The following is a 23,171-nucleotide window of genomic DNA, read 5'->3' as shown; positions in this document are numbered from 1 at the left end:
TCTACGCCAGGCTCAAAATCTCCGCACGTCCGCCTACGACCGCCATGCAGTGCTCGTAGTGGCTGGTTCTTAATCCGTCTTTGCTGGTTACCTTCCATTTGTCGTGACCGATTACGGGAGTGCCGTCTTTTTGGCAGATCATCGGCTCTACGCAAAATACCATTCCGTTTTTGATTTTCGGTCCCGATTTTGGACTGCCGCCTTCTAAATAATTTAAAATTTGCGGATCATCGTGCGGGCGTCTACCGATGCCGTGACCGCAAAACCCCGTTAGCGGAACGAATCCGCGAGCTCTTATAAATTTCTCGATTTCAAAACTAAGCTCTTTAAAGTGCATTCCCGCTTTTACGGTATCTATCGCAAAATATAGCGCGTCTTTAGCGCAAGCTATCAGCCTCTCGTCATCGCGCGAAATTTGACCTACGCCCCAAGTCCTAGCCGAGTCGCCGAAATATCCGTTCAAATTTGAACCGATATCAACGCTTACGATGTCGCCTTCTTGTAGTTTGTATTCGTTCGGGATGCCGTGGATGACTACTTCGTTTACGCTGATGCAAGCGGCGTTTGGAAAGCCGTAAAGACCCTTAAACGCAGGCTTAGCGCCTGCAGCTCTTATCATATCCTCGCAAATTTTATCTATTTCGAGTAACGAAATGCCGGGCTTGATAATCGTTTCTACGTAATCAAGGGTTTGAGCGACGATTTTATTCGCCGCTCGCATCTTCTCTATGTCGCGAGGTTGCATAATGGTTATAGCCATTACAGACCTACCGCGCTTAGAGTTTGATATTTATTCATATAAATTTGAGCCTCTATCCTTCGCATCGTATCAAGCGCGACAGAAACCACGATCAGCACCGACGTGCCGCCGAAATAAAACGGAACGCCCATAAATTTAACGAGCACCCAAGGCAGCGTCGAGATAAGTCCGAGATAAATCGCGCCGCTAAAAGTTAGTCTCGATGCCACTTCGTTTAGATACCCGGCCGTGCCCTCGCCGGGTCTAATACCGGGGATAAATCCGCCCTGTCTTTTTAAATTTTCGCTGATATCTTTTGCGTTAAACGCGATCGAAGCGTAAAAATATGCGAAAAATACGACCAGCAAGAATGTTAAAAAGTTGAAAAAATAGCTGTTTGGATTTAAAAAATCGTGAATAGCTTGGATGTAAGGATTTGTACTGGCCTGCAAAATAGTGCTTGGGAACATCAAGATCGCACTGGCGAAAATCGGAGGAATAACGCCGCTTAAATTTACTTTAATAGGTATATAGTTCATAATGCGCTTATTTTGATTTTCCATCACAACTTTGCGCGAATAGCTCACCGGCACGCGTCTCTCGCCCATCTCGACGTAGATGACGATACCTACCGTGACCAAGATAACAAGCAAAATTCCGATAACTACGAGGAAGTTCATCTCGCCCGTATTTACCAAATTTACCGTTCCGCCGATGGCCGAAGGTATGCCGCTAACGATGCCCGCAAAGATAATAAGGCTGATGCCGTTGCCGATACCGCGCTGAGTGATTTGCTCGCCTATCCACATCAAAAGCATAGTTCCCGTTAGCATTGATACCGCCGCAATCGCGATAAATAAATTCATATCTATCATTATCGCGTCCTCTCCGCCTCTGCCGTGAAGGCTCTGAAGCCCCATACTGACGCCTACTGCTTGAACGAGCGTGATAACGATAGTAGCGTAGCGGATGATCTGCATATATTTTTGCATGCCGTCGCGGTCTTTTTTCATCTTGCCTAAATTTGGAAAAGTAGCCGCTAAAAGCTCCATAATGATAGATGCCGTGATGTAGGGCATAATGCCTAGAGAGATGATGCTAAGGCGCTCTGCGGCTTTACCGCTGAACATATTAAAGAGCCCGAGCGCATTTTCGGCATTCGAGTCGAAAAATTCTTTAATAACATTGACATTGACGCCAGGAACCGGCACATATGCCAGTATCCTGTAAGCAAATAAAAATGCCAACGTGATTAAAATCTTGTTGGTCAATGTCTTATTCATTACGCACGTCCGCTAACGGTTACATTCTCGTCTTTGATTTTCGAAGCCAAATCTTTCGCACTCGTTCCGATCAATTTGATTTTCTTGACGCTGCTTGAAATTTTGTGCACGGTAGCGATAGTAGCGATGGTGATCTCGCTTAGCTCTTTTACCGCAACGATTTTTTCTACGTTGATTACGTAAGGTTTTTCAAATTTAGAAGCGAAGCCGACTTTCGGAAGGCGTCTTTGAAGCGGTTGCTGACCACCCTCGAAGCCTCTTTTCTCATTGTAGCCTTTTCTGGCTCTTTGACCTTTGTGTCCTTTGCCCGCGGTTTTACCTTGACCGCTACCTTGACCGCGACCTAATCTTTTTATCTGTCTAGTCGAGCCCTCGGCAGGTTTTAAATTTTCTAGTCCCATATCTTCTCCTTAGCCTTTAAGCATGCTTAGCGCTTTTAAAGTAGCGCGAACGACGTTTGCCGAGTTGTTTGAGCCAAGCGATTTTGTTAGGATGTCCTTGATGCCCGCAAGCTCCAAAATAGGACGAGCGCTACCGCCCGCGATCACGCCCGTACCTTCGCTAGCAGGGCGAAGCAAAACGCGGCTAGCGTTAAATTTAACCTCTACGTCGTGAGGTATGGTCGAGCCTTTTCTTTTTACCTCGATGATGTTTTTAAACGCATCGTCTACGGCTTTTCTCATAGCGTCCGGCACCTCTTTTGCCTTACCGAAGCCAAAGCCCACTAGGCCGTTTCTGTTTCCTACTACGACAAGAGCCGTAAATCTAAATCTACGACCGCCCTTTACGACCTTTGTAACGCGGCCGATATCAACCATTACTTCTTCAAATTCTTCTCTGTTATATTTTTCCATAGCGATTTTCCTTATAGTTTGATACCGTTTTCACGTAATGCGTCTGCAAAAGCCGCTATAACGCCGTGATACAAATAGCCGTTTCTGTCGAATAATGCCGTTTCTATTTTTTTAGCTTTTAGAGTTTTTGCAAATTCTTTAGCCAAAGTTACGGCGCCTTCTTTGTTTGCTTTTACACCTAGTTTTCTGCCGTCGGCTGCCGCTATAGTTACGGCTGCTACGTCGTCGATAGCTTGGACGTAAAGAGTTCTGTTTGACTTGAAGATAGAAATTCTAGGCAATACCGCAGTGCCGGAAATTTTAGCTCTGATTCTTCTTTTTCTCTTGATTCTAAGAGCGAGTTTTCTTTTTAATACATTTGCTGTCATTATCTATCCCTTACTTCTTAGATGTCTTACCGGCTTTGCGGATGATGCGCTCTTCTACGTATTTAACGCCTTTACCCTTATACGGTTCAGGCGGTCTATACGCCCTGACTTGAGCCGCGATCTGACCTACCACTTGCTTATCGTCGCCTTTAATAGTGATGATATTTTTCTCTACGCTGATTTCAACGCCTTTTGGCACTTCGTGATTTATCGGGTGAGAAAATCCTAAAGTAAGTTCAAGCACTTGGCCTTTAGCAGCGGCTTTGTAACCGACGCCGTTGATCTCAAGCTGGCGAACAAAACCTTTTGTGATGCCGATGACGATATTGTTTGCAAGCGCTCTATAAGTGCCCCAGTAGGCTCTATCTTGTCTCTCGTCGCTCTTTGGAGAAAATACTATGTGAGCATCTTCGACCTTGACGTCTACGTGCCCTTTTGTGTCAAGCTCTTTTAAATGAGCGCCTTTTTTAAATTTAAGGACGTTGCCTTCTACGCTGACCTCTACTCCGCTTGGAATAGCTATCGGCTGTTTTCCTATACGTGACATTTTTTTCCTTTTTACTTGTCTAGGGTATGTCTACTTTTACGAATGGATACCGCAATACCATAAAAATAGAAATGAATCGAAGCGATAAAAAACCGCTTCAAACACTTTAATTTTCTCGTCAAATTTGACTTGTTTTTGGGGTTACTTTCCAAAATTTAACGTCAAATTTGACATCGTCGTTTTTAAATTTAGCTTTGGCAAATTTGGGTAAATTTACAAACCGAGCTAAATTTGGGAAGCATTTTAAATTTGATGCTTTTGCAGCGTCAAATTTGAGCTTCCTATTTTTAAATTTTAAAAATTTGACGGCAGAATTTTTCGTAAATTTTATAAATTACGAAAACCTACCGAGTCAAATTTCGTTTCAAAAATGCAAAAACGATGTCGCAGTTGCAAATACAACAAGCCTATCGTTTAAGCTTCATTCCAAGGTAATCTAAAACGCTACCCCGCCGTAAATGCGACAAGCCTACCGAATTAGATTACATTTTCAAGGATGCAACAACGATGCCCCGCTGTAAATCCGGTAAGCTCACCGCTTCAAGCTTCATTTCAAGGTAATCCAAAACGCTACCCCGTAGCGTTTTGGACAATTACCACACAGAGCAGAGGATTTCGCCGCCTACGCCAGCTTTGTGGGCATCTTCGTTACTCAAAACGCCTTTGCTGGTGCTAACGATGATCGTTCCGTAGCCGTTTTTAAATCTCTTGATCTCGTCTTTTCCCTTATAAACGCGGCGACCCGGGCTTGATACGCGCTTAAGCTCGTTAATCACGCTTCTGCCGTGCTCGTCGTATTTTAAAACTACGTTTATAAATTTCTTTTTATCTTCTTCTACGACGTTGTAGCTCTCGATATAGCCTTTAGCCGCAAGGATAGATAAAGTAGCCTCGACGACGTTTGAATGAAGAAGCTTCGTAGTCTCGAGTCTTCTCATCGCGGCGTTTCTAATGCGAGTTAGTCCGTCTGAAATTAAGTCGTTTAACATTTCTCTTCCTTACCAGCTTGCTTTTTTTAGACCCGGGATTAGTCCTTCGTTGGCCATTTTTCTTAGGCATACGCGGCAAATTCCAAAATCTTTATAAACCGAATGCGGACGTCCGCAAATTTGGCATCTCGTATAGCCGCGAACCGTAAATTTAGGCTTTCTGGCAGCCTTTGCTATCATTGATTTTTTCGCCATATTACTTTCCTTTCGCAAACGGCAAACCAAATAGCTCAAGCAATTTGAATGCCTCTTTGTCGCTGTTTGTCGTCGTGACTATAACTATATTCATACCGTGAGTGCGTAGAATCTTATCATACTCGACCTCCGGGAACATTAGCTGCTCGTTAAGACCGAAGTTGTAGTTTCCGCGTCCATCAAAGCCGTCTTTAGCAAGACCCCTAAAGTCCTTAACTCTCGGTAGCGCGATAGAGATTAGTTTGTCTAAAAACGCAAACATATTCTCTTTTCTAAGCGTTACTTTTACGCCGACGGGAAATCCCTCGCGCACTTTAAAGCCTGCAACCGATTTTTTAGCATCGGTAACTACGGCTTTTTGTCCTGCGATTAGCGAAATAGTATCGGCGATGTTTTGAAGTTGCTTTTGATCTTTAGCCGATTCGCCAGCGCCTACGCTTATCACGATTTTTTCGATCGCAGGGATCAGCATAGGATTTTTGATGTCGAATTCTTTAGCCAAAGCAGGCTTTACGACCTCGTTATATTTAGCTTTTAATCTATTCATTTTCAGCCCTCAACTTTTGCAACGTTTGAGATATCTATAGGCATCTCTTTATTGATAAAGCCGCCGTTTGGGGTCTTTTCGCTAGGTTTTATAGCTTTTTTAGCTACCTTGCAGCCCTCGACGATGACTTGTCCTTTTTTGGCTAGGACGGATAAAATTTTACCTGTTTTACCTTTGTCGTCGCCTGCGATGATCTTAACGGTATCGCCTTTTTTTACTTTAAATTTAACGTTAGCCATTATAACACCTCCGGAGCAAGCGAAACGATTTTCATAAAGTTAGCGTATCTAACCTCACGGCCGACCGGTCCAAAGATACGAGTACCGATAGGCTCGCGTTTGTTATCTAGGATTACGGCTGCGTTTTCGTCGAAGCGGATTAGCGAGCCGTTATCTCTTTGGACCTCTTTTTTAGTTCTAACGACGACCGCTTTTACCACTTGACCTTTTTTGATCTTACCGTTTGGAAGCGCCTTTTTGACCGAGCAGATGATGACGTCGCCAAGCGTCGCGTATCTTCTCTTGCTGCCGCCTAAAACCTTAATGCACATTAGCTCTTTCGCGCCGCTATTGTCGGCGACTGCAAGCCTCGTAAAAGATTGTATCATTACTCAACCCCCGTCGCTAAAATAGTCTTTAAGCGGAAAGATTTTCTCGCGCTTAGCGGTCTGCATTCGATAGCTACGACCGTATCGCCAGCTTTTGTTTCGTTCTTTTCGTCGTGAATCATATATTTTTTAAAGCGTTTTACGAATTTGTGGTATCTTGGGTGCATAACGCGTCTCTCAACCAAAATCGTAGCCGTCTTATCGCCGGCCTTTTGTAAAACGACACCTTGAATTTCTCTTTTAAATGCCATTTCTCACCCCTTACTTTGAAGCGCTAATTGCAGTGTTGATTTGCGCTATTTCCTTGCGGACGGCGCTAATCTCGTTAGGGTTGCTTAGCTGCATAGTTTTTAGCTTTTGTCTTAAAGTAAATAAAAGCACCTTTTTCTCTTTCAATAACGCGTTAAGTTCTGCAACGCTTTTGTCTTTAATATCAGTATATTTCATTTTCACTCTCTCGCGTTACGATTTTAGTCTTAAACGGAAGTTTGTGGATGGCTAGAGTTAGAGCTTCTCGCGCCAATTCCTCATCTACGCCCGCCATTTCGACTATTATACGACCCGGTTTTATATTCATAACCCACTCTTCGATTCCTGCTTTACCTTTACCCATACGAGTTTGTAGAGGTTTTTTGGTTAGCGGCTTATCAGGGAAAACTCTGATCCAAGTTTTAGCCTGGCGTTTTACGTGGCGAGTTAGAGCCACACGAGCCGCTTCGATCTGGCGCGAATTTACGCGGCCGGCTTCTACGGCTTTTATCCCGATCTCGCCCATAGCAAGATTGGCGCCGCGAGTAGCTTTACCGCGGTTTCTGCCTTTCATTTGTTTGCGAAATTTAGTTCGTTTTGGCATCAACATGATTATTTACCTCTTCTTGCTCTGCGCGGTTTTTTATCGGTTTTTTCTTCTTCGTTCTTTTCAGGTTGAACGCCTTTTTGAAGAACTTCGCCTTTAAATATCCACACTTTTATACCTATGTTTCCATAAGTCGTATGCGCTTCGGCAACGCCGTAATCGATCTTGGCTCTTAGAGTATGAAGCGGAACGCGACCCTCTAAGTACCACTCTGTTCTAGCGATCTCAGCGCCGCCAAGACGTCCCGCGACTGAAATTTTGATACCTTTAGCGCCTGATTTTTGAGCGCCTTGGATCACTTTTTTCATCGCGCGTCTAAACGCAACGCGTTTTTCGAGCTGCATCGCTACGTTTTCCGCAGCTAGCTGAGCCGAAGCTTGAGCTTTTCTTTCTTCTTTGATATTTACATTTACTTCTTTGTTGATCAGCTTTTGGATGTCTTCTTTAAGCTTCTCTACGTCAGAGCCCTTTTTGCCGATGATAATACCGGGGCGAGCCGCTACGACGGTTACGCGGATTTTCTTAGCGGTTCTTTCGATCAAAATTTGAGAAACGCCCGCGTAGTAAAGTTTCTTTTTCAAAAAAGCGCGAATTTTGTAGTCTTCGCCGATATTTTCAGCCAAATTTCCTTTAGCGGGAAACCATCTTGACTCCCAGTTACGGTTTATTCCTAGTCTTAGACCTATCGGATTTACTTTCTGACCCATATTACGCTTCCTTCTTTTCAGGTTTAGATACTTCTACTAAGATATGAGAAGTCGGTTTGCGGATTCTGCTTGCGCTTCCTCTCGCTCGCGGTCTAAATCTTTTTAATACCGGACCCGCATCCACGCGGCAGCTTTTCACGATAACCTCTTCAGGCTCGAATCCGCCGTTAGCTACCGCCGAGCTGATAGCCGTAGCGATAAATTTGGCGCCGCGGTTTGGCATAAAACTAAGGCTAGCCAGCGCAAATTCGGCGTTCATGCCTTGCACTTCTCTTGCGATTAGTCTGGCTTTAGTCGGAGATAATCTTACGAATTTAATAATTGATTTGCTCATCTTATCCCCTTACTTACCGATTTTCTTTTGCACCGAGCCTTTGTGACCCTTAAATGTGCGCGTAGGAGCAAATTCGCCTAATTTATATCCGATGTGGTTTTCCGTAACATATACTGGAATGAAGCTCTTGCCGTTGTGAACGTTAAACGTTAGGCCTATCATTTCAGGCACTATCGTGCTGCGTCTAGACCATGTTTTTATAGGCTTGTTGTCGCCCGCTTTTTTAGCGACAACGACTTTTTTCATTACATGCTCATCGACAAAAGGTCCTTTTTTGAGTGATCTTGCCATCTCTATTTACCTTTCCTTCTTGAAATTATAAGCTTATCGCTAGCCTTCTTGCGGCGAGTCTTAGCACCTTTGGTCGGTTTACCCCATGGAGTAACAGGATGACGGCCCGAGTTTTTCTTGCCCTCACCACCGCCGTGCGGGTGATCTACCGGGTTCATCGCAGAACCGCGAGTTTGAGGACGGATACCTCTGTGGCGATTACGTCCGGCTTTACCGATAGTTACGTTGGCCCAATCTTCGTTACCGACTACGCCGATACTAGCCATGCACTCTGCGAGCACTTGTCTCATTTCGCCGCTTGGCAAACGAAGCATTACGTATTTTTCCTCTTTACCCATTAACTGAGCGTAACCGCCGGCTGAACGAGCCATCTGAGCGCCCTTACCTGGCTTTAGCTCCACGTTGTGCACGATAGTACCCACCGGGATGTTTCTTAGTTTCATCGCATTGCCGGGTTTTATGTCTAGGCCCGCCTCGGCTGCCGCTACGGTATCGCCAACGTTTAGCCCGTTTGGTCTGATGATATAGCGTTTTTCGCCGTCTTTATAAGCGATAAGCGCGATGCGGCAGTTTCTGTTCGGATCATACTCGATAGCTTCGACTTTACCTTCGATACCGAATTTGCGGCGTTTAAAGTCGATGATTCTATAAAGTTTCTTCGCTCCGCCTTCTTTATGTCTGGAAGTTATTCTTCCGTTGCTATTTCTACCGCCGCTTACAGGGATCTTTACAAGCAAGCTTCTCACGCTAGGTTTAGCGGTGATATCCTCGCTCGATAAGCCCGTCATAAATCTGCGGCTAGGTGTATAAGGTTTATAGGTTTTTATCGCCATCTTACGCCTCCACATTTTCTAGGCTTGAGCCTTCAGGCAACTTAACGTAAAATTTCTTTATCTCGCTTCGTTGTCCTTCTCTTCCTTTGAAACGCTTAACTTTTCCGTCGATTCTAAGCGAATTTACGCGAAGCGGCGTTACTCCAAAATACTCTTTCAAAATTTCTTTCAGCCTGTTTTTAGTCATCTTAGGCGAAGTTTGTATGACGACCACGCCTTGCTCTTGAAGACCGAGAGTTTTTTCCGTATATAAAATCGTTTTGATATCAGTTATATCTGCCATTTCAGCCCTCTTTTATTATAGATTCAAGTGCGGCCTTCTCGATAACGATGGCACCGTAAGTCGCCACTAAATAAGCGTTTATCTCGCTCGCATCGATTAGATAGCAGTTTGATAAATTTCTAAACGCCAATAGCGTGTTGTCGTCAAGCAGATCTTTTACGACCAAAGCGTCTCTCAAATTTAACGCGCTGATTACTTTAGCAGCGTCTTTAGTCTTACCGCTTGCGATCTCTATGCTATCTACCGCGAAAATTTTACCCGCGTTAGCTTTTTCGTTTAGCGCGAACTCAAGCGCCAATCTTTTTTGCTTTTTATTGACCTTTTGGAAATAGTTTCGCTCGTTGCTCGGACCAAACGCCACTGCGCCGCCTACCCAGACGTTAGTTCTGGTTGAGCCCGCTCTAGCGCCGCCGCGACCTTTTTGTCTCCACGGTTTTTTACCGCCGCCGCTTACGAAAGCTCTGGTTTTGGTGTGAGCCGAATTTGAACGCATACCGGACAAATAAGACTTAACGTAAAGATATAGGTTGTGAGGGTTGATCTGGGCGTAATTAGCCGGCAGATCAAGCTCGCTAGCTTTTTCAAATTTTTCGTTTAATACGCAAACTTTACTCATTTTACTATCCTTATTCTGCCCATTGCGCCGTTATAGCCAGCGACGCTGCCTTTTAAAACCAAAATTCCGTTTTCGGCGTCAAAGCTTACGATCTCGTTTTTAACGGTAACTTTTTCGTTTCCGGTGTGTCCAGCCATTTTCATACCAGGCTGAACGCGTCCCGGCCACTCGCGGTTACCGATAGAGCCGTGTCTTTTGTGGAAGCGAGAACCGTGACTTTTCGGACCGCCGCCAAAGCCGTGTCTTTTCACGACGCCTTGATAGCCTTTACCTTTTGAGCTGAAGCTAACTTTTAAAATTTTAGCCGAGCTAAGCGGACTAAAATCAAGATCGCCCGCCTCTTTATTGGCGACTTGTAGGGTTGCGAATTTATTAAATTCCGCCGTTAGGCTATATTTTTTTTGCTGACCCTCTATGGCTTTATTTTTTGCTTTACCTTTAGCATAAGCTACTATAGCGCTACCGCATTCGCTCACTTCGCAAACTTTAGCGTTTACGACCTTTAGAAGCGTAACGGGGATGCTTGGGTTATTTACCGTTCTGCTCATGCCTATTTTTTCTACGATATATTCCATCTTTCACCTCGCCTTTATTTGCCCATCGCGCGGACTTCGACATTAACCTCAGGGGCTAAGTCAAGCTTTGTTAGCGAGTCGACGGTATCGGGCGTAGCCGCTACGATATCTAGCATTCTAGCGTGAATTCTCATTTCAAACTGCTCGCGTGAGTCTTTGTTGATGTGTGGTGATTTTAAGACCGTGTAGCGTTTGATCTTCGTAGGCATCGGCACCGGACCTCTGACGTCGGCGCCCGTTCGTTTGACAGCTTCTACTATGGCTGCAACTGTGCGGTCGAGAACTCTATGGTCATAAGCTTTAAGCTTAAGCCTAATTCTTTCCATTTTCTTTCCTTTAAATAGAACTTGTCGCACGATTTTGACATTCTTTTGCCGTCTTTAGCAAAGCCAAAGACCAAAGAAGCAAACCGCGACGACTTCTTACTTATGTAAGAGACTCGGATTTTATCCAAATGGCTTTTTAAAGTCAATATTTTGAGCAAATTTGGTGAAATTTAATAAAATTATTTCCTTTTTATAAGGAAGTTTTTATAAATTTGGCTGGAAATTTAAGGCAAAATTTTTCAATTTGATTTGGGATAAATTTGGACAGATAAAAATCGTGTCCAAATTTTAAATAATTACCTTGAGCCTTGCTTTAAAAGTTCGTACATTCCGCAGGTTAGTTGCCAAAGCTTAACGCCTTCTTCAAAAGATTGAACAACATTATCGGTAGCCCCGGCAGTACATGCTCTTTGATAATATTTCATTGCGTCGTTTTTCTCATTTAATTCTAAGTATACATCGCCCAAAAATCTGCAAGCAGTAAAATCCGGCGTGATGTCGCAGCTTTTTTTAACACGCCCAATTCCTTCCAAAAACGCTTGCTTCTCATTTATGCCTGAAACATGCTTATTGATATACAAAAATCCGAGATTTCTACAACCGAGCGCGTCGTTTCCGATGTCGCAAGACTTAGTATATAACTCAAACGCTTTTTTGTAGTCCCGCTTTACGCCTTTTTCATTTTCGTACATAAAGCCTAGATTATTGCACGACCTGTAGTTTCCATTATCGCAACCCTTTTTATAAAATTTCATCGCCTTGCCGTAGTCTTGCTTTACCCCGTACGCCTCAAAGGCAAAATCATAAACTCCACCCGCCACGCCGCACGCCATCTCGTCTCCGGCATTACACTTGTTTTCATAGTCCTTTAGTATATCTGCCATCGGATTGTCTATCGCCAAAGCGCTTATTAACATCAGACCAAAAACCGTAATTTTTTTCATAATATCCGCCTTTCAAATAAAAATTTAACGCATTCTACCCCCCCCCCCCTTTTTTTTTTTTTAAAAATCGTTAAATTTACCCTTGTTTTTTGGCGTCAAATTTTAATTAGCTTCCTCTTTACAAGGAAACTTCGCTATAATTTTCCAAATTTTAAAGGCTAAAAATGCAAATTCTAAACGCGCTTTATCAAAGCCCGCCGAAAAATATCAAATTTATAAATAGAAAATTTGAGATCACCGCGCTAAAAACGCTGATAAAAGGCGGCATAGGAAGCGGCAAAACATCGCTGATCACAGGCTTTTTGGCCGCATACGAGAGCAAAGAATTTTTGTATGTAAATTTAGGCGACCTTCGCATAGATGCGGATGAGATTTTATCAAATTTGCCAGAGTTTTTACGCCAAAATCCGCAGATAAAAACTCTAGCGATCGATGATTTCGAGCAGAGATTTCAGGATAAATTTGAGCTGATTTTAGAGCTAAATTTACAAAATTTTATCGTCGCCTCGCGATTTAGAGATGCAAATTTGAGCGGTTTTAGCGAGCTAAATTTGGATTTTTTAGACTACGAGGAGTTTATCGCCTTTTTTTCAAAAAAGATCGATCCAGAGACGCTTTTTAGCCACTTTTTACTTCACGGCAGGAGCCCCGCGTCGGCCTTTGGCGACGCCGAAAACGTCGCGGTAAATCTGCAAATCGCGCTAAAATCGTCTCTATCCGCCACGCAGCTAGCAGTGCTAAAAGAGTGCGCGAAGGCTCAGGCGCAAAACGTGAGCGTTTTTGAGATTTTTAGCACGTTAAAATCCGCCCGAAAAATCTCAAAAGATAGCGTTTACGGCGCGCTTAGCGAGCTAGAAAACATGAGCGCGGTTAGCCTAGTGGAAAAATTTAATGAGCCAAACGCCGCAAAGAGGCTTTATTTTAATGACTTTGCTTTTAAAAGCACGCTAAGTCTAAAAAAGGACTTCGCTAAAAATTTTAACAACACGGTTTTTTGCGAGCTAGCCAAATTTAACGAGCAGATTTTTTATACAAAAGAGCTTGATTTTTTCCTGCCAAAAAGGAAACTTGCTATCATTTGCTCGCCGTTTAGCGATGCGGATTTGGTATTTTTAAGATTTAAAAAACTGCACGCAAATTTAAAAAATTTAGGTATAAATAGGCTACAAGCAATCAGCGTGGCAAACTCTGGCGAGACGAGCATAGAGGGCATAAAATGCGAGGTCGCGCCGTTTTCGCGCTGGGCGCTGGGAATATAAGGAGCGGTTATGAGAGCGGCTATAGCGCTATTTTTAGCCTGCGTTTTGGCGCTAGGCTACGAGATAAAACACGAAAACGAGGGCAAAATTTATAAATTTGCAGGCGAGGCGGACGGGAGCAAATTTGAGCTCTACATCAGCGAGCTTGAGGCCGAGTTTGAAAATTTTAGCGACAAGGGCGCCATTTTGCCGCCCAAATTTCAAGGTCACGCCTTTTTTGAGGGCGCTAGATACGACTTCAGTAAAGGCAGCATCGAAAAATCGGGCGCTGCTATAACGGCCGTAAGTGCGGTCACCGAGTGGCTAAATCTAAGCGTGAAAGCGGATAACGGCGAACTAACGGGCAAACTAGCGATCAAGGGCAAGGCACGAAAAGCCGTGCTAAAACAGGTCGCGAGCTATGATTTTGCTGCGCTTGGACTGCAAGAGGTCGGGCGAGACGGGACGCGATTTGAAGCCGTCGCGAGCGACTTTTACGCGCCTAAATTTGCGCAAAATAACAAAAAATCCCTCGCCGCAAAACTTGCAAATTTTAAAACGCTATGGCTCAAGGATTCCTCAAACAACGCCGCAAACGCGCTAAATAATCTCGAGTATCAAAACGGCAAAATAAGAAGCGTCTGCGAACTCGGCGCGAGCAGAAAAATCTGCAAAACCGTCTGGCTAAAAAACCTAAAAAAGATAAATTTAAGCGACGTTTTTAAGGATTTAAACGATGCAAATTTGACGGCGATCTTCGCAAAAGTAAAGATAACTCCGAGCGAAAATTTTACGCTCTCGCCAAGCGGCATTACGTTTTTTGGCGGTACGGCCGGCGGCAAAAGTGGCGAAATCTCGCTGTCGCTTGAGCTCATCAAAGAGCATTTAAAGCAAAATTTCGGGCTGTTTTAGCTAATTTTTCCGCCAGAAAAGGAAACTTTAAAAAATGGAAGGCAAAATTTGATACAGAACAAGCTGAAATTTGACACAACAAAGGCGCAAGCGAAAAGTAAATTTTCAAATGCCGTAGAGAGAAAAAATCAAAAATCAAATCAAACCGAGACAAAATTTGTCAGCTTAAATTTTGCAAATTTTACGCTCGGCAAGACGGAACTCTCAAGCACAAAAATATCGCTACGCCGATAAATTTTATACTTAAAAAAGTAAAATTTAACAAGAAAGCACACCGATGAAAAACAAATCTAACGCCCAAATCTGCGGTATCGACGAGGCCGGTCGCGGTGCGCTGGCAGGGCCTTTAGCTGTAGCTGCGTGCGTGCTAAAGCGCGAGATAGCGGGACCAAACGACTCAAAAAAACTGACGGCGAAGCGACGAGAGGAGCTGTTTGGCCAGATCGCGGGAAACTCGGAATTTCTTATCGCGTATTTTTCAAACGAGCAAATCGACGAGCTGGGGCTTAGCGAGTGTCTTAGGCGCGCGCTACGGCTGTTTAAGTCGCATTTTGCAGGCTGCGAGCCGCTCTACGACGGCAACGCAAACTACGGTACGGGCGTAAAAACCATGGTCGGAGCCGACGGCAAAGTCGCGCAGGTAAGTGCAGCCAGCATCCTAGCCAAAGTAAGCCGCGACGTACTGATGAGAGCGTGGGACGGCGTGCACGGCGGCTACGGATACGCCGCGCATAAGGGCTACGGCACGAAGGCGCATCTGGACGCGATCGCGAGGCTGGGCGACTCGCCGCTGCAAAGGCGCAGCTTTCGCGTGAAAAGCTTTGAGAAAGGGCTGTTTGACGAGTGAAATTTGTTTTGGCGGTTTTTTGACGTACGTTTTTCTCCGGCAAAACGGATCGAAACATTTGGGCGATGATGTCCGAGATGCTAAATTTAAGCGGAGTCGGCTTGCTCGGCGGTTTTAGGACCCAAGGAAATAAAACGAGACAGACGTTTAAGCGCTTAAATGAACCCAAAAGCGCTTTGGCTCCGATAAAGAAGAATTAACGCCAAAGCAAGGCCAAAAACGTGAGCTTTGAGAGTTTCACCCTTCCTCCAACGGAGTAAATTTTAACCTAGCTGAAACGCCTAGCGTAAAAAGCTGTAAAAAAGTTTCAAACTCCAACGGAGTAAATTTTAACCTCAAAAGATTATAGAAGCTGCGGGAATTAGCCGGTTTCAAACTCCAACGGAGTAAATTTTAACGGTTTTAGGTGCTTCTTAGTTGTTTTGTAGTTACGTTGTTTCAAACTCCAACGGAGTAAATTTTAACAGCTACGCCTAAAAATTGGCTAGGTGCTAAGATTTTGTTTCAAACTCCAACGGAGTAAATTTTAACAGACAGCCCTTTTGCGTAGTATGCGGAAAGCCTACGGGTTTCAAACTCCAACGGAGTAAATTTTAACCAAATACCGTTTTATTGTCTGTTAATTCATCTTTGCGTTTCAAACTCCAACGGAGTAAATTTTAACGCCGCTCGTTCGATTAGATCGCAAGCTATTTCAAACGGTTTCAAACTCCAACGGAGTAAATTTTAACTACCAAGTCTACAACTCCTTCAGGAATGACGGGGAGTTTCAAACTCCAACGGAGTAAATTTTAACGCGAGGAGATCGAGGGCGAAAAGCTTTTCTACCTGTTTCAAACTCCAACGGAGTAAATTTTAACGCAATTCGATGATTGCGAGAATACTCAAGAGTATTTGTTTCAAACTCCAACGGAGTAAATTTTAACACGATATTTGGTTTATTGGCAAAATCGACTACAGCGGGTTTCAAACTCCAACGGAGTAAATTTTAACGCCAATGGGTGGAGAAACCGAGCGTTGGCGGTGTAAGTTTCAAACTCCAACGGAGTAAATTTTAACAATGCTCCGCCTATGAGGGCTCCGGCTACCGCTCCGAGTTTCAAACTCCAACGGAGTAAATTTTAACCGTCAAGGATAGTTTTGTAAATTCGTTCGCGATGTTGTTTCAAACTCCAACGGAGTAAATTTTAACAAACGCTATCTGATAGTCCGTTAGCTTTTTCATTGACGTTTCAAACTCCAACGGAGTAAATTTTAACTTTATTTTTTGGATGATAATTTTTCTTTTGTATAGTTTCAAACTCCAACGGAGTAAATTTTAACTCAAGTTTTAACACCTTGATTTACTCCTTTGTTTTGTTTCAAACTCCAACGGAGTAAATTTTAACCTGAAAGAGGGGCTGAACTATCTCCAATACCTAAGGTTTCAAACTCCAACGGAGTAAATTTTAACCCTCGGAGAGGATGAGTTGATGCGCTGTGGCGTTGTTTCAAACTCCAACGGAGTAAATTTTAACTTTGAAAAACAATAGCCAACATAAGACTAACAAGGTTTCAAACTCCAACGGAGTAAATTTTAACTAATCGCGGCCAATTCTTCAAACGTAAGTATGATGGGGTTTCAAACTCCAACGGAGTAAATTTTAACATCGCCAAACCCCCTTTGACGATAGCTGTTTTTTACGTTTCAAACTCCAACGGAGTAAATTTTAACTTATACAAGAAGGACAATTTCTATTATATTACCGAGTTTCAAACTCCAACGGAGTAAATTTTAACTCGCTGCGAAATTACAAGAACTGGGCATAAACCAGTTGTTTCAAACTCCAACGGAGTAAATTTTAACAAAGAGGCATTTGTAACGGACTTGTTTTCGGCAAGTTTCAAACTCCAACGGAGTAAATTTTAACCTTGATTTTCTAAATTTGCAGTAAAAACGCACGGATGTTTCAAACTCCAACGGAGTAAATTTTAACTACGCCCATGCCTTGTCTCGTGAAAGTTAAAATAAGTTTCAAACTCCAACGGAGTAAATTTTAACAGATTTCGACTTTTTGAGCGCGCCTCTTGTAGTCGGTTTCAAACTCCAACGGAGTAAATTTTAACGGTCTACGAGCAAATCAAACAAGCCGTGTCCGGTATCGAGTTTCAAACTCCAACGGAGTAAATTTTAACTTAAGCGTTTTAAAACTTCATTATAAGCAACGTTAGTTTCAAACTCCAACGGAGTAAATTTTAACAAAACTTTTTAAAAGCGTCGCTTTGGCTTTCTGGAGTTTCAAACTCCAACGGAGTAAATTTTAACAGCACCAAAATATGCATTTTTAGGGCTATTAAAACTCAAAGTCTATATTTTTACGCCTTAAATTTGTATAAAAAGCAAAATAGTATCGATACGAAATACCCTAAATTTCATCATTTCTAAAATCTTAGAAAAAGCTTTATCGACATAGTTTAGATTTAAAAAGGGCACCTATAGATCAAATGTCCCGTTACGGTAAGAGCAAATTAACAACATCCAACTCACCATAGCGATCAAAGCAAATTTTATAAGTCGGGTGCATTTTATATTTTATCACAAACATCCAAAGCAAAATCACAAACGCTGTTTTAGTGCAAAAACCAATACCGCAGCCAAAGGCGCATAGGTCAAATTTGACCGTAAATGCGTAGCGGTTTTTATGCCACATTTTAATGAAGTCAAGGCGCTAAAATCAAATCATCAAAATGCAACCAAGATACTTGCTGCCTCTTACAGACAAAATATCAAATTTATCCCCACCTAAATCCCTCATAAGGCGCATCTTCGCAGATACATTTTTTGATCTGATTAGCCTCGCGGCGGATCACCTGCCGCCACGTGAGGTTTTGCCCGTTTAGCAAGACCGTTTCGCCAAGCCTCGCGATCATTTTTAGCTCGATCTTTTGCACGGCGTCGTTGCTAAATTTTATCCGACCGGCGTCAAATTTAAGCTCATTTTACCTTTTAGACTTTATCTTTGCCAGCCACTCGTCCAGCGTTTTTTCAAAGCCGATACCGTTGCTCTCGTAAAATTTAAGCGGCCTTTCGAGGTATTTTTGCTCTACCCAGCCGCCGAAGCTATGCGGATACAGATAGTCCTTGGCCTCGGGTGCGGTGTTGATGAGATATGGCGGGATGGCTAGCGGCTGCTCGGTTTTTACGTAGGCTAGCGCGGCGTTTATGGCTTTGTAGCTGGAATTTGACTTTGGCGAGTGAGCCAGATACATCGCGCATTGAGCGAGGATTATGCGCGCCTCGGGGAAGCCGATCTTGCTAACGGCGGCAAGCGCGTTAGCGGCTAAATTTAACGCGTTAGGGTTAGCGTTACCGATGTCCTCGCTGGCAAATATCGCCATCCTTCGCGCGATAAAATCAGCGCTCTCGCCAGCGTCGATAAGCCGCGCTAGATAGTATATGACGGCATTTTCGTCACTTCCCCGCAGGCTTTTTATAAATGCACTCGCCAGCCCGTAATGCACGTCGTCCTCGCTAACTCCTTCGCTAACGGCGTTAGCTCGCAGTGTTTTTAAATTCGCTAACGTTATTTCTTCGCCCAGACTCACGGCAAATTCGAGCAAATTTAACAGCCCGCGCGCGTCTCCGCCGCTACTTTTTATGAGATAGGCCTTGGCTTCGTCTGAGATGTCAAATTTAACCTCGCCCCTCACGCGCTCAAGCAGTTTTTCAAAATCCTCGCTCGCAAGCGGTTTAAACTCAAATAGCATCGAACGACTGCGGATACCCGAGCTTAGCGTGAAATATGGATTTTCCGTGCTGGCTCCGATGATGGCGGCGCGGTAGTTTTCCATCGGTATCAGCAGGGCTTCTTGCTGCGTTTTGCTGAGGCGGTGGATCTCGTCGATGAAAAATAGCGGCTTAGAAAGCGCATTTTCGTGATTTTTTAGGATTTTGCGAAACTCCTCGATCTTGAGATTTCCGCCGTCAAATTCGTAAAAATCATACTCCATCGACCGCGCGACGACGCGAGCGAAGCTCGTCTTGCCACAGCCTGCAGGCCCGTAAAATATACTGTGCGGGATTTTTTTATTTTCGATAAATTTTTTAAAAACGCCCACCAGCTCGCGCTGTCCGCAGATCTCGTCTAAACTGCGCGGGCGAAATTTCAAGGCGAAATTTTGCAAATTTGCTCCTTTTAAATTTTAAAGTATTATAGTCAAATTTAAATTAAGAAGCGGATTGCGAGAGCGGGCTGGTCAAATTTGAGCCGGCAAGAAAAAGCAAATGCGGGATAAAATTTGACGCCCTAGCACCGCCTATAGCAAACGAAAAATTTAAACAAAACAGTAGTCAATTTAATGTCGTTGCGATTTGATACCCGCACAAACGAGTATCTAAAAATAGTAAAATTTGCCCTAAATTTAGGGCAAATTTAAAGGCGGATACGAACCGAATTTAAGCTAAATTTAGCTTGATTTTAGCTCGCCTACCATAATAAACTTAAAACGTCTTTTCAAAATCTACGTAGAAGTTTCTGCCTTTGCCAACTCTGCTAGTTTTCTTAAGTCCGTTTGCGAATATATATTCTTTGTTAAAGATGTTATTCACACCAAAGCTGATTTTAAGCCCTTTGTTTAGCAAATAGCTGTCGAAATTTTTAGGTTCCCATTTACCCTTGAAATTTACAATGGTAAAGGTCTCGTCTACATTTTCGTATTTTTTACCGCGTACGATGAAATATTTCTCATCGTTATTAGGCTTAAACCAATGCGTCATATCACCTCCAAGGCTCAGCCCCCATGGCTCATATCTATACATAGCACCCAAAGTTAGCTTGTCTGCATAGACGGTGAGTATTTTTTTAGTCGCTTTGTCGTAAATTTTCGTGTGGTCGTATCCGAGCGAAAACGTAAGATTGTTTATAGCGTATTTGGATTCGATCTCGATACCTCTACGCTTTGCGTTATCTACGTTTTCATACATTCCGTAGCGCCTAAATTTCGCATCCGGATCAAATGGCGGATTACTCGGCTTCGCTTTTAAATTTATCATATCCTTGACATTACCGTCGTAGTAGGTGGCCTTAAAGTATAGCTCGTCATTACCCGCAAGACCTTGTTTGTCGATAGAAAAGCCTACCTCGTACTCTTTGGCTATCTCAGGCTTTAGGCTTGGATTTGGGATATACCAGTAGTGCGGATTTAGCGGACCTGCCGACGAGGTTTCGTTCGGAGTAGGCCCTCTAAAGGTTTCGGCATATCCTGCGAGCAAATTTATACCATCAAAGATTTCATATGCAAGGCCCAGTTTCGGAGAAAATCTCGACTCGGAGTAGGAGTTACGGTCGCCGACTTTAATCCCACGTTTAAATTTATCAAATCTACCGCCGAGAGTAAATTCGAATCTGCCTATGTTAAATACGTCTTGTGTATAGATGCCGAGGTCTTTATAAAAATTCGGAAACGAACCGAAATCGTTAAGCTTGCCGTTAAACCAAAATATCGCATCCTCTTTTCTATGCTCATAGTCGATACCAGTAACTAGTCTATGCTCCAGCCAACCCGTGTTAAATAGACTTTCATTTTTAAGCCTGACGCCCCATCTGTCATCTTTGTTTTTATAGTCGATATAGACTGGAGTGCCTCTATCAAAGCCAGTTCTAATCCTATGATTTAGCGCTTTAGCGTTGTAATACTGAGCGGAAAGATTTATCCATCTGTTATTGAGCGGAGTATATTTATACGTTATGCTGTAATCTCGCTGTTTTAGCCGTCCTGAAGTAGGCAACTCTTCATCCTCACTCCAGTAAAGCGACTGCCAAGGAAAAGAGGAGAATTTTTCGTGATAATTAAATACACTGGCCTCCAAAGCGTGTTCGTCGGTTATCGCCCACTCTGTCTTAGCGAAGACGGTGTTTATCTGCTCGTCATTCGCTGCATATTTCACACCCGAACGCTTGCCGTCTTTAGCCATCTTTATTTTGCCGAAGTCCGCGTGCTTACCGTAAAGCAAAATTCCGAAATTTTCTACCGGCTTGGCTGCAATAGCAGCACGATTTGAGCTCATATGGTTGCTCTCTTGACGATGGCCGATCGTAACGCCATAGTTGCTGCCGGAGTTTATAAAGTCACTCACATCTTTAGTCCTCATGCTCACGATACCGCCAACTGCGCCGCTACCGTGCAAAACCGAGCTAGCGCCCTTTACGACCTCGACACGCTTTAGCAGGTCGTTATCCACGCGAAAGCTTGAAATTTGATTTGAAAAAAGCGAAGGCGAGCGCTTGATGCCATCTTGTTCGATGATGACGCGCGCTTCGCTTTGGTAGCCGAAACCGCGGATGTTGTAGTATTGGCCAACTTGCCTGCCGTAGTCGTTTCCAAGCATAACACCGGGCACAGAGCCCAGAGCGTCGATGACAGACGGCGATTTTATCAAGTCGCTTTGATTTAAAACACTAACCTGGCCGGCGTATTTAGCGACGTCGGTTTCGCTCCTGTTTGCCGTGACCGAAACCATATCGAGCTTTACAGATTCGGTCGCATTGCTATCGGTGCGCTTAAACTTGGCGCCCGAATCTCCCGTTTGCGCGAGAGCCGAGCACGCTCCAAACAAAACCGCAGCTGCGATAACACTAAATTTACTCATGACTTATCCTTTACATTAAGATAGAAATATTGATAGTTGGTATAATTTTAGCACTTTTTATTTAATTTAAGTTTTATTTTTAACAAAATTTTTAAATTTTACTTACAGATAAAGAAAAAATGTTATAATGCGACTCCATTTCATCTAAGGAGAACATATGAAAAAGTCATTGTTAGTAGTTGCCGCTCTTGGCATAATGGGCGTTAGCGCATCTGCGGCAGATCTTGCGCCCGCTTGCGAGGAGTATTTCAAGCTAGTTGATCAATTTGTCGAAAAAACAAAAGACAACCCGCAAATGGCAGCTATGAAATCTACTTACGAGAGCCAAAAAGCTCAGTTTGCCCAGCTTCCAAAAGATGCTCAAGAGGCGGCTTGCAAACCCGCTCTTGAACAAATGAAACAAGTTATAGCTACATTACCTAAGTGATTTTTCCCTCCTTTTGGAGGGGTTTTGTTTTTAATATACATAAATTTTCCTATTTTATTTAAATTTCAATTTTATTTGTAAATTCGGCGGTTTGACGTCTGTAAATTTGCCGCAAGCGAGATAGTCGAGCTATACGCCGCCAAAGACGCGAACCTGTTAACCGCGACTCCGTGGAAGAGACGTGAAAGCATCTGTTGCCTGGCGCAAACTCATAGGTTTATTTGGCGTATGGCCTCGCCTGAACTTATAGGTCCGTTTTTAAACCACATAATGGCGACAAATTCGCTAAAATTTGCTTGGACAATTTTAGTGGTAATTTAAGATAAATTTGAGAGGCAAAATTTCAGATATTTAAATTTGGCTCGTAAAGCCTCTGTTTTTCGCAACCATTCTCCGTGCGAATTATTAACTAAAAGCATTAACGTTAAAGCCGTTAAAATACCCCCACAAATCGCCTCGCCGGCTAAATAATGGCTATCCATCAGCTTAAGATTTAAAGATTTAATAAATTTTTAAAATTGGCTTAAAATTTTGCCCGCTCGCGCCCGGATCGATTTTTAAAATTTTAATGTCAAATTTGGCGCCGCAAGCCGTCCTGCTAAGCTAAATTTGATGCCGTAAAGCCGGCTTGCAAGTCAAATTTAACGCAGCGATGCCGTCTCATAAACGCAAAATTCAGTCCCGAATGATTTTTGCTTTCGCCGTTATGCTTTCGATTTTTAGCTCGTAGATATTCGTCGCTTTTAGTCCATGAGCCGCCGCGACGTCAAATGCGCTCATATACGCCGGCGTGTATTTTTCGCAAAGCAGCCTCAGCGCGTGCAGCCGCGCTACCTCGTCCGTCACGAGATAAGCCTTTACTTTGGCGACGGCGGATTTGTATTCGGTCGTGAAAACTTTCGCAGCAAGCGCCTTGCCGTCATCCTTGATCGCGTCCAGCTGCTCGTCCGTTAGAACCGGCACCCGCGCATAGCTAACGCAAACCAGCGTCGCCTCTTTGCCACCGTTTAGCAGCTTTGCCTTGGTGCCTGCGGGTGCGCCGTGTAAAAATAGGCTCGCGCCCTCGCGCACGACCGAAACGGGTACGCTAAATATCTCGCCGTCATCCGCGATACAAGAGATCGTGCCGTATTCGCTCGCATCGATGATCGCAAGCCCGTCTTGCGCGCTTAATTCTCTATCTTTTCGTCTCATTTTTCACCTTTAAATTTTTGAAAATTATAAA

The 23,171-nt window shown here is 43.6% G+C and carries 31 protein-coding genes, 1 pseudogene and 1 CRISPR repeat array; of the genes and pseudogenes, 5 read left to right on the top strand and 27 right to left on the bottom strand.

Annotation, left to right across the window (positions count from 1 at the left end):
* Window position 1: 1 nt before the first annotated feature.
* The 6 genes from map to rplF are packed head-to-tail and all read right to left on the bottom strand — an operon-like array spanning window position 2 to window position 3,791.
* The gene (gene map, locus CRECT_RS00435) at window positions 2-760 is read right to left on the bottom strand and encodes a type I methionyl aminopeptidase (RefSeq protein WP_002943290.1); all 759 of its coding nucleotides are present in this window, start codon (window positions 758-760) and stop codon (window positions 2-4) included.
* Window positions 760-2,022 (bottom strand): preprotein translocase subunit SecY, encoded by a 1,263-nt coding sequence (gene secY / locus CRECT_RS00430; RefSeq protein WP_039887654.1) that lies wholly within the window; start codon window positions 2,020-2,022, stop codon window positions 760-762. The genes map and secY overlap by 1 nt, the downstream gene beginning before the upstream one ends.
* Window positions 2,022-2,423 carry a 50S ribosomal protein L15 gene (gene rplO / locus CRECT_RS00425; protein WP_002943595.1) on the bottom strand — a complete coding sequence of 134 codons (402 nt, stop codon included), beginning with the start codon at window positions 2,421-2,423 and terminating at the stop codon, window positions 2,022-2,024. Before rplO ends, secY begins: the two co-directional genes overlap by 1 nt.
* Before the next feature lie 9 nt (window positions 2,424-2,432).
* Window positions 2,433-2,876 (bottom strand): 30S ribosomal protein S5, encoded by a 444-nt coding sequence (gene rpsE, locus CRECT_RS00420; RefSeq protein WP_002943402.1) that lies wholly within the window; start codon window positions 2,874-2,876, stop codon window positions 2,433-2,435.
* 11 nt (window positions 2,877-2,887) lie between these two features.
* Window positions 2,888-3,244 carry a 50S ribosomal protein L18 gene (gene rplR, locus CRECT_RS00415; RefSeq protein WP_002943585.1) on the bottom strand — a complete coding sequence of 119 codons (357 nt, stop codon included), beginning with the start codon at window positions 3,242-3,244 and terminating at the stop codon, window positions 2,888-2,890.
* 10 nt (window positions 3,245-3,254) lie between these two features.
* The gene (gene rplF / locus CRECT_RS00410) at window positions 3,255-3,791 is read right to left on the bottom strand and encodes a 50S ribosomal protein L6 (protein WP_002943347.1); all 537 of its coding nucleotides are present in this window, start codon (window positions 3,789-3,791) and stop codon (window positions 3,255-3,257) included.
* 167 nt (window positions 3,792-3,958) lie between these two features.
* On the opposite strand from rplF, the gene CRECT_RS12300 reads away from it, so the two are divergent.
* Entirely contained in the window at window positions 3,959-4,231 is a 273-nt protein-coding gene (locus tag CRECT_RS12300; protein ID WP_002943504.1) for a hypothetical protein, read from the top strand.
* Between the two features lie 153 nt (window positions 4,232-4,384).
* Here CRECT_RS12300 and rpsH read toward each other — a convergent pair whose 3' ends face one another.
* The 17 genes from rpsH to CRECT_RS00325 all read right to left on the bottom strand — a co-directional run bounded on the left by rpsH (window position 4,385) and on the right by CRECT_RS00325 (window position 11,894).
* Complete coding sequence (gene rpsH / locus CRECT_RS00405) at window positions 4,385-4,780, bottom strand: 30S ribosomal protein S8 (protein WP_002943159.1); 396 nt, start codon at window positions 4,778-4,780, stop codon at window positions 4,385-4,387.
* A 9-nt stretch (window positions 4,781-4,789) separates the two neighbouring features.
* Window positions 4,790-4,975 (bottom strand): type Z 30S ribosomal protein S14, encoded by a 186-nt coding sequence (locus CRECT_RS00400; protein WP_002943090.1) that lies wholly within the window; start codon window positions 4,973-4,975, stop codon window positions 4,790-4,792.
* Window position 4,976: 1 nt separating this feature from the next.
* A complete protein-coding gene (gene rplE / locus CRECT_RS00395; RefSeq protein WP_002943219.1) occupies window positions 4,977-5,522 on the bottom strand; it encodes a 50S ribosomal protein L5 in 546 nt (181 codons plus the stop codon).
* 2 nt (window positions 5,523-5,524) lie between these two features.
* On the bottom strand, window positions 5,525-5,761 hold the full coding sequence (gene rplX / locus CRECT_RS00390) for a 50S ribosomal protein L24 (RefSeq protein WP_002943173.1): 237 nt from the start codon (window positions 5,759-5,761) through the stop codon (window positions 5,525-5,527).
* Entirely contained in the window at window positions 5,761-6,129 is a 369-nt protein-coding gene (rplN, locus tag CRECT_RS00385; protein WP_002943491.1) for a 50S ribosomal protein L14, read from the bottom strand. The genes rplX and rplN overlap by 1 nt, the downstream gene beginning before the upstream one ends.
* On the bottom strand, window positions 6,129-6,380 hold the full coding sequence (rpsQ, locus tag CRECT_RS00380) for a 30S ribosomal protein S17 (protein WP_002943239.1): 252 nt from the start codon (window positions 6,378-6,380) through the stop codon (window positions 6,129-6,131). Before rpsQ ends, rplN begins: the two co-directional genes overlap by 1 nt.
* Before the next feature lie 10 nt (window positions 6,381-6,390).
* A complete protein-coding gene (gene rpmC / locus CRECT_RS00375) occupies window positions 6,391-6,576 on the bottom strand; it encodes a 50S ribosomal protein L29 (RefSeq protein ID WP_002953667.1) in 186 nt (61 codons plus the stop codon).
* The gene (gene rplP, locus CRECT_RS00370; RefSeq protein ID WP_002943471.1) at window positions 6,563-6,988 is read right to left on the bottom strand and encodes a 50S ribosomal protein L16; all 426 of its coding nucleotides are present in this window, start codon (window positions 6,986-6,988) and stop codon (window positions 6,563-6,565) included. The genes rpmC and rplP overlap by 14 nt, the downstream gene beginning before the upstream one ends.
* 2 nt (window positions 6,989-6,990) lie before the next feature.
* Entirely contained in the window at window positions 6,991-7,692 is a 702-nt protein-coding gene (rpsC, locus tag CRECT_RS00365; RefSeq protein ID WP_002943167.1) for a 30S ribosomal protein S3, read from the bottom strand.
* 1 nt (window position 7,693) lies between these two features.
* Complete coding sequence (gene rplV / locus CRECT_RS00360) at window positions 7,694-8,026, bottom strand: 50S ribosomal protein L22 (protein ID WP_002943116.1); 333 nt, start codon at window positions 8,024-8,026, stop codon at window positions 7,694-7,696.
* A 9-nt stretch (window positions 8,027-8,035) separates the two neighbouring features.
* Window positions 8,036-8,317 (bottom strand): 30S ribosomal protein S19, encoded by a 282-nt coding sequence (gene rpsS, locus CRECT_RS00355; RefSeq protein ID WP_002943056.1) that lies wholly within the window; start codon window positions 8,315-8,317, stop codon window positions 8,036-8,038.
* 2 nt (window positions 8,318-8,319) lie between these two features.
* Window positions 8,320-9,150, bottom strand: coding sequence for a 50S ribosomal protein L2 (gene rplB / locus CRECT_RS00350; RefSeq protein WP_002943311.1), 831 nt, complete (start codon window positions 9,148-9,150; stop codon window positions 8,320-8,322).
* 1 nt (window position 9,151) lies between these two features.
* Window positions 9,152-9,433: a 50S ribosomal protein L23 gene (locus CRECT_RS00345; protein ID WP_002943076.1), complete on the bottom strand. Its 282-nt coding sequence runs from the start codon at window positions 9,431-9,433 to the stop codon at window positions 9,152-9,154.
* A gap of 1 nt (window position 9,434) precedes the next feature.
* Complete coding sequence (gene rplD, locus CRECT_RS00340) at window positions 9,435-10,049, bottom strand: 50S ribosomal protein L4 (RefSeq protein ID WP_002943373.1); 615 nt, start codon at window positions 10,047-10,049, stop codon at window positions 9,435-9,437.
* Window positions 10,046-10,624 carry a 50S ribosomal protein L3 gene (rplC, locus tag CRECT_RS00335; RefSeq protein WP_002943472.1) on the bottom strand — a complete coding sequence of 193 codons (579 nt, stop codon included), beginning with the start codon at window positions 10,622-10,624 and terminating at the stop codon, window positions 10,046-10,048. Before rplC ends, rplD begins: the two co-directional genes overlap by 4 nt.
* A 14-nt stretch (window positions 10,625-10,638) precedes the next feature.
* Window positions 10,639-10,950: a 30S ribosomal protein S10 gene (rpsJ, locus tag CRECT_RS00330; RefSeq protein WP_002947121.1), complete on the bottom strand. Its 312-nt coding sequence runs from the start codon at window positions 10,948-10,950 to the stop codon at window positions 10,639-10,641.
* 296 nt (window positions 10,951-11,246) lie between these two features.
* A complete protein-coding gene (locus CRECT_RS00325) occupies window positions 11,247-11,894 on the bottom strand; it encodes a tetratricopeptide repeat protein (protein WP_002943475.1) in 648 nt (215 codons plus the stop codon).
* A gap of 164 nt (window positions 11,895-12,058) precedes the next feature.
* On the opposite strand from CRECT_RS00325, the gene CRECT_RS00320 reads away from it, so the two are divergent.
* The 3 genes from CRECT_RS00320 (at window position 12,059) to CRECT_RS00310 (ending at window position 14,891) form a co-directional block, all read left to right on the top strand.
* Complete coding sequence (locus CRECT_RS00320) at window positions 12,059-13,153, top strand: ATP-binding protein (protein ID WP_002943551.1); 1,095 nt, start codon at window positions 12,059-12,061, stop codon at window positions 13,151-13,153.
* A 9-nt stretch (window positions 13,154-13,162) separates the two neighbouring features.
* Window positions 13,163-14,044, top strand: coding sequence for a hypothetical protein (locus CRECT_RS00315; protein WP_002943207.1), 882 nt, complete (start codon window positions 13,163-13,165; stop codon window positions 14,042-14,044).
* A 277-nt stretch (window positions 14,045-14,321) separates the two neighbouring features.
* Entirely contained in the window at window positions 14,322-14,891 is a 570-nt protein-coding gene (locus CRECT_RS00310) for a ribonuclease HII (RefSeq protein WP_002943230.1), read from the top strand.
* Between the two features lie 304 nt (window positions 14,892-15,195).
* Window positions 15,196-17,196: a CRISPR direct-repeat array (repeat unit 30 nt; unit sequence GTTTCAAACTCCAACGGAGTAAATTTTAAC).
* A gap of 467 nt (window positions 17,197-17,663) precedes the next feature.
* On the opposite strand, the pseudogene CRECT_RS00305 reads toward CRECT_RS00310, so the two are convergent.
* The 3 genes and pseudogenes from CRECT_RS00305 to CRECT_RS00295 form a co-directional block, all read right to left on the bottom strand.
* A pseudogene (locus tag CRECT_RS00305) lies at window positions 17,664-17,867 on the bottom strand (CRISPR-associated endonuclease Cas1); the annotation flags it as partial.
* Between the two features lie 3 nt (window positions 17,868-17,870).
* On the bottom strand, window positions 17,871-19,055 hold the full coding sequence (locus CRECT_RS00300; RefSeq protein ID WP_002943301.1) for a replication-associated recombination protein A: 1,185 nt from the start codon (window positions 19,053-19,055) through the stop codon (window positions 17,871-17,873).
* A 316-nt stretch (window positions 19,056-19,371) separates the two neighbouring features.
* A complete protein-coding gene (locus CRECT_RS00295; RefSeq protein ID WP_002943074.1) occupies window positions 19,372-21,519 on the bottom strand; it encodes a TonB-dependent receptor domain-containing protein in 2,148 nt (715 codons plus the stop codon).
* 157 nt (window positions 21,520-21,676) lie between these two features.
* Here CRECT_RS00295 and CRECT_RS00290 point away from each other — a divergent pair, with 157 nt between their 5' ends.
* The gene (locus CRECT_RS00290) at window positions 21,677-21,946 is read left to right on the top strand and encodes a DUF5339 family protein (RefSeq protein WP_002943553.1); all 270 of its coding nucleotides are present in this window, start codon (window positions 21,677-21,679) and stop codon (window positions 21,944-21,946) included.
* 675 nt (window positions 21,947-22,621) lie between these two features.
* Here CRECT_RS00290 and CRECT_RS00285 read toward each other — a convergent pair.
* Window positions 22,622-23,140, bottom strand: a complete 519-nt coding sequence (locus tag CRECT_RS00285) for a pyridoxamine 5'-phosphate oxidase family protein (RefSeq protein WP_002943507.1) — start codon at window positions 23,138-23,140, stop codon at window positions 22,622-22,624.
* Between the last annotated feature and the right edge of the window lie 31 nt (window positions 23,141-23,171).

Source organism: Campylobacter rectus (assembly GCF_004803795.1).
GTDB lineage: Bacteria > Campylobacterota > Campylobacteria > Campylobacterales > Campylobacteraceae > Campylobacter_A > Campylobacter_A rectus.
Note: the sequence above shows the minus strand (reverse complement) of the source record. Positions and strands in the feature narration are given on the sequence as shown.